The sequence below is a fragment of the Pseudomonas sp. ADAK13 genome (assembly GCF_012935715.1).
In the GTDB taxonomy this organism is placed as follows: Bacteria; Pseudomonadota; Gammaproteobacteria; order Pseudomonadales; family Pseudomonadaceae; genus Aquipseudomonas.
Map to the genome: position 1 here is coordinate 7,041,503 of NZ_CP052860.1, position 13,462 is coordinate 7,054,964.

At 62.0% G+C, this 13,462-nt stretch carries 13 protein-coding genes; 10 read left to right on the forward strand and 3 right to left on the reverse strand.

Features of this window, described 5'->3' with window-relative positions; translation table 11 throughout:
• Positions 1-89 precede the first annotated feature (89 nt).
• From HKK54_RS32470 to HKK54_RS32510, 9 genes are all read left to right on the forward strand, one after another.
• Positions 90-3,011 (forward strand): monovalent cation/H+ antiporter subunit A, encoded by a 2,922-nt coding sequence (locus HKK54_RS32470; RefSeq protein WP_010167012.1) that lies wholly within the window; start codon positions 90-92, stop codon positions 3,009-3,011.
• The gene (locus HKK54_RS32475; protein ID WP_003192163.1) at positions 3,011-3,355 is read left to right on the forward strand and encodes a Na+/H+ antiporter subunit C; all 345 of its coding nucleotides are present in this window, start codon (positions 3,011-3,013) and stop codon (positions 3,353-3,355) included. The genes HKK54_RS32470 and HKK54_RS32475 overlap by 1 nt, the downstream gene beginning before the upstream one ends.
• Positions 3,352-5,034, forward strand: coding sequence for a monovalent cation/H+ antiporter subunit D (locus HKK54_RS32480; RefSeq protein ID WP_010167002.1), 1,683 nt, complete (start codon positions 3,352-3,354; stop codon positions 5,032-5,034). The genes HKK54_RS32475 and HKK54_RS32480 overlap by 4 nt, the downstream gene beginning before the upstream one ends.
• Positions 5,031-5,519, forward strand: coding sequence for a Na+/H+ antiporter subunit E (locus tag HKK54_RS32485; RefSeq protein ID WP_010167000.1), 489 nt, complete (start codon positions 5,031-5,033; stop codon positions 5,517-5,519). The genes HKK54_RS32480 and HKK54_RS32485 overlap by 4 nt, the downstream gene beginning before the upstream one ends.
• The gene (locus tag HKK54_RS32490; protein ID WP_003211751.1) at positions 5,516-5,794 is read left to right on the forward strand and encodes a K+/H+ antiporter subunit F; all 279 of its coding nucleotides are present in this window, start codon (positions 5,516-5,518) and stop codon (positions 5,792-5,794) included. Before HKK54_RS32485 ends, HKK54_RS32490 begins: the two co-directional genes overlap by 4 nt.
• Positions 5,791-6,159 carry a Na+/H+ antiporter subunit G gene (locus HKK54_RS32495; RefSeq protein WP_010166994.1) on the forward strand — a complete coding sequence of 123 codons (369 nt, stop codon included), beginning with the start codon at positions 5,791-5,793 and terminating at the stop codon, positions 6,157-6,159. The genes HKK54_RS32490 and HKK54_RS32495 overlap by 4 nt, the downstream gene beginning before the upstream one ends.
• A gap of 105 nt (positions 6,160-6,264) precedes the next feature.
• Positions 6,265-7,194, forward strand: coding sequence for an alpha/beta hydrolase (locus tag HKK54_RS32500; RefSeq protein ID WP_169389125.1), 930 nt, complete (start codon positions 6,265-6,267; stop codon positions 7,192-7,194).
• 85 nt (positions 7,195-7,279) lie between these two features.
• Complete coding sequence (locus tag HKK54_RS32505) at positions 7,280-8,032, forward strand: 3-oxoacyl-ACP reductase family protein (RefSeq protein ID WP_169389126.1); 753 nt, start codon at positions 7,280-7,282, stop codon at positions 8,030-8,032.
• Between the two features lie 26 nt (positions 8,033-8,058).
• Positions 8,059-8,646, forward strand: coding sequence for a TetR/AcrR family transcriptional regulator (locus HKK54_RS32510; protein ID WP_169389127.1), 588 nt, complete (start codon positions 8,059-8,061; stop codon positions 8,644-8,646).
• An 8-nt stretch (positions 8,647-8,654) separates the two neighbouring features.
• Here the strand turns inward: HKK54_RS32510 and lepB are convergent, their stop codons facing one another.
• The gene (gene lepB, locus HKK54_RS32515; RefSeq protein ID WP_169389128.1) at positions 8,655-9,323 is read right to left on the reverse strand and encodes a signal peptidase I; all 669 of its coding nucleotides are present in this window, start codon (positions 9,321-9,323) and stop codon (positions 8,655-8,657) included.
• Positions 9,324-9,484: 161 nt separating this feature from the next.
• Between lepB and HKK54_RS32520 the strand changes: the two genes are divergently transcribed.
• Positions 9,485-10,036, forward strand: a complete 552-nt coding sequence (locus HKK54_RS32520; protein WP_010166985.1) for a dihydrofolate reductase family protein — start codon at positions 9,485-9,487, stop codon at positions 10,034-10,036.
• Positions 10,037-10,128: 92 nt separating this feature from the next.
• Here HKK54_RS32520 and cysS read toward each other — a convergent pair whose 3' ends face one another.
• Both cysS and HKK54_RS32530 read right to left on the reverse strand, forming a co-directional pair.
• On the reverse strand, positions 10,129-11,517 hold the full coding sequence (gene cysS / locus HKK54_RS32525) for a cysteine--tRNA ligase (protein ID WP_010166983.1): 1,389 nt from the start codon (positions 11,515-11,517) through the stop codon (positions 10,129-10,131).
• An 18-nt stretch (positions 11,518-11,535) separates the two neighbouring features.
• Entirely contained in the window at positions 11,536-13,236 is a 1,701-nt protein-coding gene (locus HKK54_RS32530) for a glutamine--tRNA ligase/YqeY domain fusion protein (protein WP_010166981.1), read from the reverse strand.
• Positions 13,237-13,462: the final 226 nt, after the last annotated feature.

The window sequence follows — 13,462 nt, forward strand, 5'->3', positions numbered from 1 at the left end:
ACCTTGTAGGATCCTGCCACATCTTGCCGTTTGGTGATCAAGATTCCGGCACGTATGATGCATCCCAAACTCCCGCAGATTAGAAGCCTATGTCCCTGATAGTTCTACTGCTTCTGCCTTTTATCGGCAGCTGTCTGGCGGCCTTGCTGCCGCACAACGCACGTAACACAGAGTCCCTGTTGGCCGGCCTTGTGGCCCTGGTCGGGACGGTTCAAGTCGCCCTGCTCTACCCCCAGATCGCCCACGGTGGCGTGATTCGCGAAGAATTCATGTGGTTGCCCAGCCTCGGGCTGAACTTCGTGCTGCGCATGGACGGTTTTGCCTGGTTGTTCTCGATGCTGGTGCTGGGCATCGGGACCCTGGTGTCGCTGTACGCCCGTTATTACATGTCGCCGGAAGACCCGGTGCCGCGCTTCTTCGCGTTTTTCCTGGCGTTCATGGGCGCCATGCTCGGCCTGGTGATCTCCGGCAACCTGATCCAGATCGTATTTTTCTGGGAACTCACCAGCCTGTTCTCGTTCCTGTTGATCGGCTATTGGCACCACCGCGCCGATGCCCGGCGTGGCGCCTATATGGCGCTGATGGTCACCGGCGCAGGCGGTTTGTGCCTGCTGGCGGGGGTGATGCTGCTCGGGCATATCGTCGGCAGCTACGACCTGGACCAGGTCCTGGCTGCCGGTGACCAGATCCGTGCCCACTCGCTCTACCCCATCATGCTCGCGCTGGTACTGATCGGCGCCCTGAGCAAAAGCGCGCAGTTCCCCTTCCACTTCTGGCTGCCCCACGCCATGGCTGCACCGACACCGGTGTCGGCCTACCTGCACTCGGCGACGATGGTGAAGGCCGGCGTGTTCCTGCTGGCCCGCCTGTGGCCGTCGCTGTCCGGCAGCGAAGAGTGGTTCTGGATTGTCGGCGGTGCCGGCGCCATTACCCTGCTGCTCGGCGCTTATTGCGCCATGTTCCAGAACGATCTCAAGGGCCTGCTGGCCTACTCCACCATCAGCCACCTCGGGCTGATCACCCTGCTGCTGGGCCTCAACAGCCCGCTGGCCGCCGTCGCCGCGGTGTTTCATATCCTCAACCACGCCACCTTCAAGGCGTCGCTGTTCATGGCGGCGGGGATCATCGACCACGAAAGCGGCACCCGTGACATCCGCAAGCTCAGCGGCCTGTTCAAGCTGATTCCGTTTACCGCCACCCTGGCGATGGTCGCCAGTGCGTCCATGGCCGGCGTGCCGCTGCTCAACGGTTTCCTGTCCAAGGAAATGTTCTTCGCCGAAACCGTGTTCATCTCGGCCACCGCCTGGGTGGAAATCGCCCTGCCGGTGATCGCCACCATCGCCGGTACCTTCAGCGTGGCCTATGCCCTGCGCTTTACCGTGGATGTGTTCTTCGGTCCCAAGGCCACCAACCTGCCCCACACCCCGCACGAGCCGCCACGCTGGATGCGCGCACCGGTGGAGTTGCTGGTGTTTACCTGCCTGCTGGTGGGGATTTTCCCGGCCCAGGTGGTCGGTTCGATCCTCGCCGCGGCCGCCCTGCCGGTGGTCGGCGGCGAGCTGCCGGAATACAGCCTCGCCATCTGGCACGGCTGGAACGCCCCGATGATCATGAGCCTGGTGGCCATGTCCGGCGGCGTGGTGCTCTACCTGCTGCTGCGCAAGCAACTCAAGCTGGGCCGTTTCAAATACCCGCCGATCATCAGCTACTTCAACGGCAAGCGCGGCTTCGAGCGCTGCCTGGTGGTGATGATGCGCGGGGTGCGCAAGATCGAAAAACGCATCAGCACCAAGCGCCTGCAAACCCAACTGTTCCTGCTGGTGCTGGCAGCGGTGATCGCCGGGTTGATCCCGATGCTGCACAGCGGCATCAGTTGGGGCGACCGGCCGAAGATCCCGGGCTCCATCGTGTTCGTCACGCTGTGGTTGCTGGCAATCGCCTGTGCCCTGGGCGCCGCGTGGCAAGCCAAGTACCACCGGCTGGCAGCCCTGACCATGGTCAGCGTGTGCGGCCTGATGACCTGCGTAACCTTCGTCTGGTTCTCCGCGCCGGACCTGGCGCTGACCCAACTGGTGGTCGAAGTGGTCACCACCGTGCTGATCCTGCTGGGCCTGCGCTGGCTGCCACGGCGGATCGAAGAAGTCTCGCCACTCCCCAGTTCGCTGCGCAAGGCACGCATCCGCCGCCTGCGGGACTTCCTTTTGTCCACCGTTGTGGGGGGCGGCATGGCGCTGCTCTCCTACGCGATGCTGACCCGCCAGACGCCCAACGATATCTCCTCGTTCTACCTCAGCCGAGCCTTGCCCGAAGGCGGTGGCAGCAATGTGGTGAACGTGATGCTGGTGGACTTCCGGGGCTTCGACACCCTGGGTGAAATCACCGTGCTCGGCGCCGTGGCGCTGACCGTCTACGCCCTGCTGCGCCGCTTCCGCCCTTCCAAAGAGAGCATGGAATTGCCTGCGCAACAGCGCCAACTGGCACCCGACGTGGCCACCGACCTGGTCAACCCGCGCCAGGCCAGCGACACCGCCCTGGGCTTCATGATGGTCCCGGCCGTGCTGGTGCGCCTGCTGCTGCCGATTGCCCTGGTCGTCTCGTTCTACCTGTTCATGCGCGGCCACAACCAACCGGGCGGCGGTTTTGTCGCCGGGCTGGTGATGTCGGTGGCGTTCATCCTGCAATACATGGTCGCCGGCACCCAGTGGGTCGAGGCGCAAATGAGCCTGCGGCCGATGCGCTGGATGGGCTTTGGCTTGCTGTCCGCAACGCTGACCGGGCTGGGCGCCCTGCTCGCCGGCTACCCGTTCCTGACCACCCACACCTGGCACTTCAGCCTGCCGGTGCTGGGGGATATCCACGTCGCCAGCGCGCTGTTCTTCGACGTCGGCGTGTACGCCATGGTGGTCGGCTCGACCCTGCTGATGCTCACCGCCCTGGGCCACCAATCGGTGCGCGCCCATAAACCCAGCAACCAGGCCAAAGCCGTTGCCAGCCAAGGAGGAGCCGCCTGATGGAAGAAGTCATCGCAATTGCCATTGGGGTGCTGGCGGCCTCCGGCGTCTGGCTGATCCTGCGACCACGGACGTTCCAGGTGGTGATGGGCCTGTGCCTGCTCTCCTACGGGGTCAACCTGTTCATCTTCAGCATGGGCAGCCTGTTTATCGGCAAGGAGCCGATCATCAAGGACGGCGTGCCGCAAGACTTGCTCAACTACACCGACCCGCTGCCCCAGGCCCTGGTGCTGACGGCGATCGTGATCAGCTTCGCCATGACCGCGCTGTTCCTGGTGGTGCTGCTGGCGTCCCGGGGCCTGACCGGCACTGACCATGTGGACGGCCGGGAGCCCAAGGAATGACCTGGATGAATCAACTGATCATCGCGCCGATCCTGCTGCCATTGCTGACCGCCGCGCTGATGCTGATGCTCGGCGAGAAACACCGTCCGCTCAAGGCGCGGATCAACCTGTTCTCCAGCATGGTGGGCCTGGGCATCGCCGTGCTGTTGCTGTACTGGACCCAGAAAGGCGGTCCCGGCTCCATCGGCGTGTACCTGCCGGGCAACTGGCAAGTGCCGTTCGGCATCGTGCTGGTGGTGGACCAACTGTCGGCCATGATGCTGGTGCTCACCGGGATCATCGGCGTCAGCGCCCTGCTGTTCGCCATGGCCCGCTGGGACCGCGCCGGCACCAGCTTCCATGCGCTGTTCCAGATTCAGTTGATGGGCCTGTATGGCGCCTTCCTCACGGCTGACCTGTTCAACCTGTTCGTGTTTTTCGAGGTGCTGCTGGCGGCGTCCTACGGCCTGATGCTCCACGGTTCCGGCCGGGCGCGGGTGTCGTCGGGGCTGCATTACATCGCGATCAACCTGCTGGCCTCGACCTTGTTCCTGATTGGCGCGGCGCTAATCTACGGCGTCACCGGCACCCTGAACTTTGCCGACCTGGCGCTGAAAATCCCCCTGGTGCCGGAAGCCGATCGTGGCTTGCTGCACGCCGGTGCGGCGATCCTCGCCGTTGCGTTCCTGGCCAAGGCCGGCATGTGGCCGCTGAACTTCTGGCTCGCGCCCGCCTACTCCTCGGCCAGTGCGCCGGTGGCGGCGATGTTCGCGATCATGACCAAGGTTGGCGTGTACACCGTGCTGCGCCTGTGGACGCTGCTGTTTTCCGGCCAGGCCGGTGCCTCGGCTCTGTTCGGTGGCGACTGGCTGATCTACGGCGGCATGGCCACCATCGTCTGCGCGGCGCTGGCGATGATCGCCGCGCAACGCCTGGAACGCATGGCCAGCCTGAGCATTCTGGTGTCCGCCGGGATCCTGCTGTCGGCGGTGGGTTTTGCCCAGCCAAGCCTGACCGCCGGGGCGCTGTTTTATCTGGTCAGCTCCACCCTGGCCTTGAGCGCACTGTTCCTGCTGGCCGAATTGATCGAGCGTTCACGCTCGGCCAACGACGTGCCGCTGGACGATGAAATCGAAGCCCTGCCCAAGGCCATGGAATCCCTGCATCCACCGCCCGGCACCAACCTCGACGACGAACAAAAAGCTGTGGTCGGCCAGGTGATTCCCTGGACCGTCGCCTTTCTCGGCCTGAGTTTCATTGCCTGCGCCCTGCTGATCATCGGCATGCCGCCGCTGTCCGGGTTTATCGGCAAGCTCAGTCTGCTCAGCGCCTTGATCAACCCGATGGGCCTGGGCAATGCCATCGACGAGCCCGTCCGCCCGGCAGCGTGGGGTTTGGTGGCGCTGTTGATCTTCTCCGGTCTGGCCTCGCTGATCGCCTTCGCCCGCCTCGGCATCCAGCGCTTCTGGACCCCGGAAGAGCGTCCGTCGCCACTGCTGCGCCGCTTCGAATGCGTGCCGATCTTCTTCCTGCTGGGCCTGAGCATCGCCCTGACGTTCAAGGCCGAGCCGCTGATGCGCTACACCCAGGCCGCCGCCGAAAGCCTGAACAACCCGGAACACTACGTGATGGCGGTCATGGCAACACGCCCGGTGCCGAGCCCTGAAGCCAAGGCCGCCGTCGTGGAGGTGCAGCCATGAAACGCCTGTTCCCTGCCCCCTGGCTGTCATTGGCGCTGTGGTTGTTGTGGCTGGTGCTGAACCTGTCCGTGAGCCCCGGCAACCTGCTGCTGGGGGCGATCCTCGGCGTTGCCGCGCCACTGATGATGGCGCCGCTGCGCCCGCTGCCGATCCGCATCCGCCGTCCGGGCGTGATGATCCGCCTGTTTTTCCTGGTGGGCCGCGACGTAATCGTCTCCAACTTCGCCGTAGCGTGGGGCATCCTGGTCTGCGGCTCGCGGCCACCGCGTTCGCGCTTTATCAAAGTCCCCCTGGACCTGCGAGACGCCAACGGCCTGGCCGTACTGTCGATGATCACCAGCGTGACGCCCGGCACCGTGTGGTCGGAACTGGCCCTGGACCGCAGCATCCTGCTGATCCACGTGTTCGACCTGGATGACGAAGCGCAGTTTATCGAGCACTTCAAACACGCCTACGAACGGCCCCTGATGGAGATCTTCGAATGAGCGCCCTGCTCTCCAATGCGATCCTGTTCAGCCTGTTCCTGTTTTCCCTGGCCATGGTGCTGACCCTGGTTCGCCTGTTCAAAGGCCCCTCGGCCCAGGACCGGGTTCTGGCGCTGGATTACCTGTACATCCTGGCCATGCTGATGATGCTGGTGCTGGGCATCCGGTATGCCAGTGACACGTATTTTGAAGCGGCGCTGCTGATCGCGCTGTTTGGTTTTGTGGGGTCGTTTGCCCTGGCGAAATTCCTGCTGCGTGGTGAGGTGATCGAATGATCAATGTCGATGTGTTGCCGCTGTGGGTTGAAGTGATCGTCGCGGTTTTGCTGGTGACGAGCAGCGTGTTTGCGCTGATCGGAGCGATCGGGTTGTTGCGGATGAAGGACTTCTTCCAGCGCATGCATCCGCCGGCACTGGCCTCGACGCTGGGCGCCTGGTGTGTGGCGCTGGCGTCGATTGTCTACTTTTCAGCGCTCAAATCCGGGCCGGTGCTGCACGGTTGGTTGATTCCGATTCTGCTGTCGATCACGGTGCCGGTGACTACGCTGCTGCTGGCACGGACTGCGTTGTTCCGCAAGCGTATGGCCGGGGATGATGTGCCGGCTGAAGTCAGCAGCCGCCGGACTGACAGCGGCAGTTGATCCCGCCAGGAGCTTCAGTGGTGAAATTCGTTCTCCAATAGAATCCATAAAATAGAACCTCAATCGCTAATCCCGGTATCGGGATCACTTTATGAGGTTCTTTCCATGGCATTCACTCCCCTTGTCCAGGCCCGTCTCGATGCCTGGGTTGCATCAGCCGCTGACTTCGGGCCCTTTCTCACCGGCCAGACAACCACCCTCACCCTCGATGAGCAGCGCAAGGCTTACGAGCAGGTGCTGTGCGCTCATCCGATTCCCGCCGGTGTGCGCTTTCAAGAGGTCGACATGGGCGGCGTGCCGGGCATGGTGGTGGTGCCTGACGGGCTTGAGGGTGATCGGGTGTTGCTGTACATCCACGGCGGTGGTTATGTCGGCGGCAGCCCACGGGGTTACCTGAGCCTTGCCGGCCACTTCGCCAAACTGTTGGGCGCAAAGGTCTACCTGCCCGATTACCGCCTGGCGCCCGAGCATCCGTTTCCACTGCCCCTCGATGACACATTGCAGGCCTATCGCTGGTTGCTCGACCAGGGTAACGACCCCAAATCCATCGTGTTCTCGGGGGACTCGGCCGGCGGTGCGATGGTCGTGTCGGTGATGGTCAAGGCCCGCAACGCAGGCCTGCCGTTGCCCGCCGGCGGCGCCGCGCTGTCGCCGTGGGCCAACCTGGAACACACCGGCGCCTCCCTCGACAGCCGTGACGGCCTCGACCCGCAAGCCTCCCGCGCGGGGCTGACACTGCTCGCCAAGGCGTTTCTCAATGGCGCGCTGCCGAATAACCCCGACGCATCGCCGGTCTTTGCCGACGTACGGGGATTGCCGCCGATCCTGGTACAGATCGGCGAGAACGAAGTGATGCTCAGCGATGCCATGCGCCTGGCCACCCACCTGGGGGAAAACCGGGTGCGCGTGTCGCTGGAGGTGTGGCCCGGCATGTTTCATGTCTGGCATCTGTTTGCGGGGATTTTGCCCGAGGGCATGCAGGCGCTGGAGAATGCCGCCCTGTTTCTCGAGCAGGCAATGGGAGTTAAAGATTAATTAATCCAAAAAGAGCTTGGCGCGTCTCTTCGAGCCTGATACTTTTTAATGGATTATTTAATCCACTAAAATCAGGCTCTCCTTCATGACTATCCCTACTCCTCGCTTCAGCAGCAAAGTCGCCCTGGTTACCGGCGGCTCCCGCGGTATTGGCGAAGCCATCGTCCGTCGACTGGCTGCCGAAGGTGCAGCGGTTGCGTTCACCTATTCCTCCTCCGCAGACAAGGCGTTGGCACTGGTAGGCCAGGTCGAAAGCGAGGGCGGCAAAGCGCTGGCGATTCAGGCCGACAGCGCGGACGCCGTCGCGATCGAGCGGGCGGTGTCCGCTACCGTTGAACGTTTCGGCACGCTGAATATTCTGGTCAACAACGCTGGCATCTTGCAGCTGGGCAGTGTCGACGAGTTCAGCCTGGAGGACTTCGACAGGATGTTTGCGGTCAACGTCCGCGCCACCTTTGCCGCCGCCAAGGCAAGTTCGCCAGTGATGCAGGCCGGTGACCGGATCATCACCGTCGGCAGCGTGGTCGCCCAGCGTTCGGGCTTCCCGGGCTCCAGTGTCTACAGCATGACGAAGTCGGCGATCGCCGGTATGATCCGCGGCCTGGCGATTGATTTCGCCCCGCGCGGCATCACGGTCAACAACGTGCAACCGGGCCCGACCGGCACCGACATGAACCCGGCAGACGGGCCGCATGCGGGCATGATCAAAAGCTTGATCCCCTTGGGCCGTGTAGGCACCGCCGACGAAATTGCCGGCATGGTTGCCTACCTGGCGTCCGAAGAAGCGGCCTTTGTCACCGGCGCAAGCCTGACCATCGACGGTGGCTACCTGGCCTGATCCATCACCTGCAACCGAGGTACCCCATGGCAAGACCCAGAGCATTCGACCGCGACCAGGTGCTGCGCGAGGCCATTCGGGTTTTCTGCGACAAGGGTTTTGCCGCGGCCTCAACGGAAGAGCTGATGCAGGCCATGGGGTTGAGCCGCCAGAGCATGTACAACACCTTCGGCGACAAGCGCCAGCTGTACTTGCTGGCGATGGCCGAGTATCAGCGCACCGGTGTCGACGACCTGATCGAGCGCCTCAACCAGGGCCCGACGCCACTGCAGGCCCTGCATGACACCCTGCAATCCTTCGCCACCCGCGCCCTGCGCGAAGGCACGGCGGGGTGCATGGGCGTCAACGCCATCTGCGAGTTCGGCCAGGCCGATGATGAAATAAATCAACTCACCGCCCACAGCGCCGAACGCTTGCGCAACGCATTTGAACAAACACTGGAACAGGCGCAGGAACAGCGCGAACTGGCCGCAGACACCGACCTGTCGGGCGCGTGTGATTTTCTGATGGCCACCCTCAGCGGTATGAAAATCGCCAGCAAGGGCGGCGCATCGACTGAGCAACTGGAACGCATCGCGGAGTTCGCGCTCCGCGCTCTCAGCGCGAAAGCGTGATCAGCCCACTACAGGATCGGCGCGCCAAATCGGCCCAGTCGTGGCATCCAGTGGTCCAGGATCTGCGCTGACGCCAGGATATGGTGGGCATGCCCGATCAACAGCCGACGCGGCACAAACCCGATAAAGCGGGAGTCATCGCTGTTGTCACGGTTGTCACCCAACATGAAATAACTGTCGGCCGGCACCACCACCGGGCCGAAATTGCGCAGCGCCCGTACTGTCGGCATGAACTGCACCGTGCGCTGGCTGCTGTTCGCACGCTCCGTCACCTTGATCCCCGGGACCGTTTGACCAGGCGCGATGGGCTCGCTGATGTCCTGCCCGTTACTGTAGGTGGCCGGCGTACCGTTGACCCATAGCACTTCATCTTTCATTTCCAGGGTATCGCCGGGAATGCCGACGATGCGCTTGATCAAGCGCATGCCATCCTTGGGTGAGGAGAACGTCACCACATCGCCCCGCCGGGGGTTATCCAGCCTGGCCAGGGAAATATCGGTGAGGGGCAGCTTGAGGTCGTACGCCACGCGATTGACCAGTACTACATCGCCCTCAAGCAACGTGGGGCGCATGGAACCGGACGGGATCGGGTTCCAGTCGGCCAGGGACGTACGGAAAACGCCGAAGCACAGCCAGAAAATGATTGCGTAACGGTAGCGGATTAACCAACGGCGCATACATCCTCGCATCACAAAAAAGGGCATCGGCACAGGCCGGGCAGCCCGTCGTTATTTTTGGCAATGGTCGCTTATTACACCGGAAGATTAAATTAACATTAGCGCTGCCAGCCAATGGCAGCCGTTGTTTTCAAGCCCACAGAAAAGGAGTGTCACCCCCCATGGATATCAAATGCTCGGTCTTTATTGCAGCCAGCGTCGACGGTTTTATTGCCCGGCCAGACGGTGATATTGAGTGGCTTCATCGGCCAGAGTACGAAGGCGCCGAACTGAACGGCGTGACCTATGAAGCCTTCATCGCCACGGTGGATGCGCTGGTGATGGGACGCAAGACCCTGGAAAAAGTGTTGTCCTTTCCTGAGTGGCCCTATGAGGGCACGCCGGTCATCGCGCTCTCTCATCAAACGGTTGAGCTACCTGCGGCGTTGAAGGGCAAGGTTGAGGTGGTGAGCCAGGATCTGACCCGCCTCGTGGCCAAGTTAGCCGAGCGCGGGATGAAACACCTGTATATCGACGGAGGCCAGACGATTCAGGCGTTTCTTGAGGCGGGTTTGATCGACGAGATGATCATCACGCGTATTCCGGTTGTACTGGGTCAGGGAATTCCCTTGTTCAGCCAGGTGGGTGGCGAGCATGGTCTTCGGCATATCGCCACGTTTGCGTCGGGGAACGGGTTTGTTCAAAGCCGGTATGAGGTCAGTGGCAAGCGCTGATGCTCGCGGGCCAACACCCGGGAAAGATCTATGTACGCACACAAAAAAACGCCCCGAACCAGTCGGGGCGTTTTTCATTCAGCAATCACCGATCAAGCCTGATCAGCCAACCGCCACGTCGTCCCGCCCTTCCCGTCTTCCAACACCACGCCCATCGCGGTCAGTTGGTCACGGATACGGTCAGACTCCGCCCAGTCCTTGTTGGCCCGGGCAGTCAAACGTGCCTGGATCAGCGCATCCACTTCAGCCGCATCCACACGCCCTTCAGCGCCCGCTTGCAGGAAGTCATCGGCTTCCATCTGCAACACGCCCAGCACGCTCGCCAGCTCTTTCAAACGTGCCGCAAGCCCCGCCGCCGCGTCGAGATCGCTCTCGCGCAGGCGGTTGATCTCGCGCACCATCTCAAACAGCACTGCACAGGCTTCCGGTGTGCCGAAGTCGTCGTTCATTACTTCGGTAAACCGTGCCACAAACGCTTCTCCGCCCGCAGGTGCCACGGCTGGCAGGCCTTTCAACGCGTGGTAGAAACGCTCCAGGGCGCCCTTGGCGTCCTTGAGGTTGTCTTCCGAGTAGTTGATCGCGCTGCGGTAGTGACTCGACACCAACAGGTACCGCACCACTTCCGGGTGGTATTTCTCCAGCACGTCACGAATGGTGAAGAAGTTGTTCAAGGACTTGGACATCTTCTCGCCATTGATGCGGATCATGCCGCAGTGCATCCAGGCATTGGCGTAGGTCTTGCCGGTGGCCGCTTCGCTTTGGGCGATTTCGTTTTCGTGGTGCGGGAACTCAAGGTCGCTGCCGCCGCCATGAATGTCGAAGGTCTCGCCCAGGCAGCAGGTGGACATCACCGAGCATTCGATGTGCCAGCCCGGACGCCCGGCGCCCCACGGCGATTCCCAGCTCGGCTCGCCCGGCTTGGTGCCTTTCCATAGCACGAAGTCGAGTGGGTCTTGCTTGGCTTCGTCGACTTCGATCCGCGCACCGATGCGCAGGTCTTCGATTTTCTTGCGCGACAGCTTGCCGTAGCCCATGAACTTGGCAACGCGGTAGTACACGTCACCATTGCCCGGGGCGTAGGCGTAACCCTTGTCGATCAAGGTCTGGATCATCGCGTGCATGCCAGGAATATGGTCCGTGGCACGCGGCTCCATGTCCGGCTTGAGGATGTTGAGGCGGGCCTCGTCCTCGTGCATCGCAGCGATCATGCGCTCGGTCAGCGCGTCGAACGACTCGCCGTTTTCGTTGGCGCGATTGATGATCTTGTCGTCGATGTCGGTGATGTTGCGCACGTAGGTCAGGTCATAACCACTGAAGCGCAACCAGCGGGTCACCAGGTCGAAGGCAACCATGCTGCGGCCGTGGCCGATGTGGCAGTAGTCGTACACGGTCATGCCGCACACATACATGCGCACCTTGTTGCCATCCAGCGGCTTGAAGACTTCTTTGGTCTTGCTGAGTGTGTTGTAGATCGTTAGCACAACAGTTTCCTTAAAGAATCACTGGCCCCACGAATCACGCAAGGTCACGGTACGGTTGAATACCGGAGCGCCTGGTTTCGAGTCCTTGATATCCGCGCAGAAGTAACCTTCGCGCTCGAACTGGAAACGGTCTTCCGGCTGTGCGTCGCCAAGCGATGGCTCGGCACGACAACCTGTGAGAACTTGCAGCGAGTCAGGGTTGATGTTGTCCAGGAAACTGGCGCTGTCTTCGGCCTTCTCGGGGTTCGGCGAGCGGAACAGACGATCGTACAGGCGCACTTCGCACTCGACGCTGGCCGCAGCCGGCACCCAGTGCACCACACCTTTGACCTTGCGGCCTTCCGGGTTCTTGCCCAGGGTGTCCGGGTCGTAGGAGCAACGCAGTTCGACGATGTTGCCATCGGCGTCCTTGATGGCTTCGTCGGCACGGATCACGTAGCTGCCGCGCAGGCGCACTTCGCCGTTCGGCTCCAGGCGCTTGTAGCCTTTTGGCGGCTCTTCCATGAAGTCATCGCGGTCGATGTAGATTTCACGGGCGAACGGCAGCTTGCGCACGCCGAGTTCTTCTTTCTGCGGATGACGCGGCAGTTCGAGGTTCTCGACCTGGTCTTCCGGATAATTGGTGATCACGACTTTCAACGGACGCAGCACGCACATGGCACGCGGCGCGTTCGCATCAAGGTCCTGGCGGATGCTGAACTCGAGCATGCCGAAATCGACAACGCCGTCGGAACGGTTGGTGCCGACCATGTCGCAGAAGTTGCGGATCGACGCCGGGGTGTAGCCGCGACGGCGGAAGCCCGACAGCGTCGACATCCGTGGGTCGTCCCAGCCAAACACGTGCTTTTCATCGACCAGTTGCTTGAGCTTGCGCTTGCTGGTGATGGTGTAGTTCAGGTTCAGGCGGCTGAACTCGTACTGACGCGGGTGCGCCGGTACCGGCAGGCTGTCGAGGAACCATTCGTACAGCGGACGGTGGCTTTCGAACTCCAGGGTGCAGATGGAGTGGGTGATGCCTTCGATGGCGTCCGACTGGCCGTGGGTAAAGTCGTAGTTCGGGTAGATGCACCACTTGTCACCGGTCTGGTGGTGATGGGCGTGGCGGATGCGGTACATGATCGGGTCGCGCAGGTTCATGTTCGGCGAGGCCATGTCGATCTTGGCACGCAGTACACGGGCGCCGTCCGGGAACTCACCGGCGCGCATGCGGGCGAACCAGTCCAGGTTCTCTTCCACCGAACGGTCGCGGAACGGGCTGTTCTTGCCAGGCTCGGTCAGGGTGCCACGGTATTCCTTGGCCTGTTCCGGGCTCAGGTCGTCGACGTAGGCCTTGCCGGCCTTGATCAGCTCGACAGCCCAGTCGAACAACTGGTCGAAATACTTGGAGGCATAGCGCACTTCGCCGGACCATTCGAAGCCCAGCCACTTGATGTCGCTTTCGATGGCGTCGATGTATTCCTGGTCTTCCTTGGCCGGGTTGGTGTCGTCGAAACGCAGGTGCGTGACGCCACCGAACTCCTGGGCCAGGCCGAAGTTCACACAGATCGACTTGGCGTGGCCGATGTGCAGGTAACCGTTGGGCTCAGGCGGGAAGCGGGTGACGATCTGCGTGTGCTTGCCCGAATCCAGGTCCGCCTGGATGATCGGGCGCAGGAAATTGACCGGGACGGCAGGTCCGGCCTTGGAATTCGAGGTAGGGTCGACAGTGGGCTTGCTCATAGGATCCTTGAACAGACGAAGTACTTGGCCGGGTGAGGCCGACAAACAAAGGGCTTATCATAGCCGATGCTGTCAAGCCCCTGACAGAGCGTGGCCAAAAACTGCTGCATTTATTGCATGGGCGGTAAAAAACCACCTCGAAATTCCCGCAGGTCACGCTAAACTGCGCGCCTTGGTTGCAGTTTTTGCCAAGCAGGTAAGGCGCAAAACGCCCAAACCCACGAAT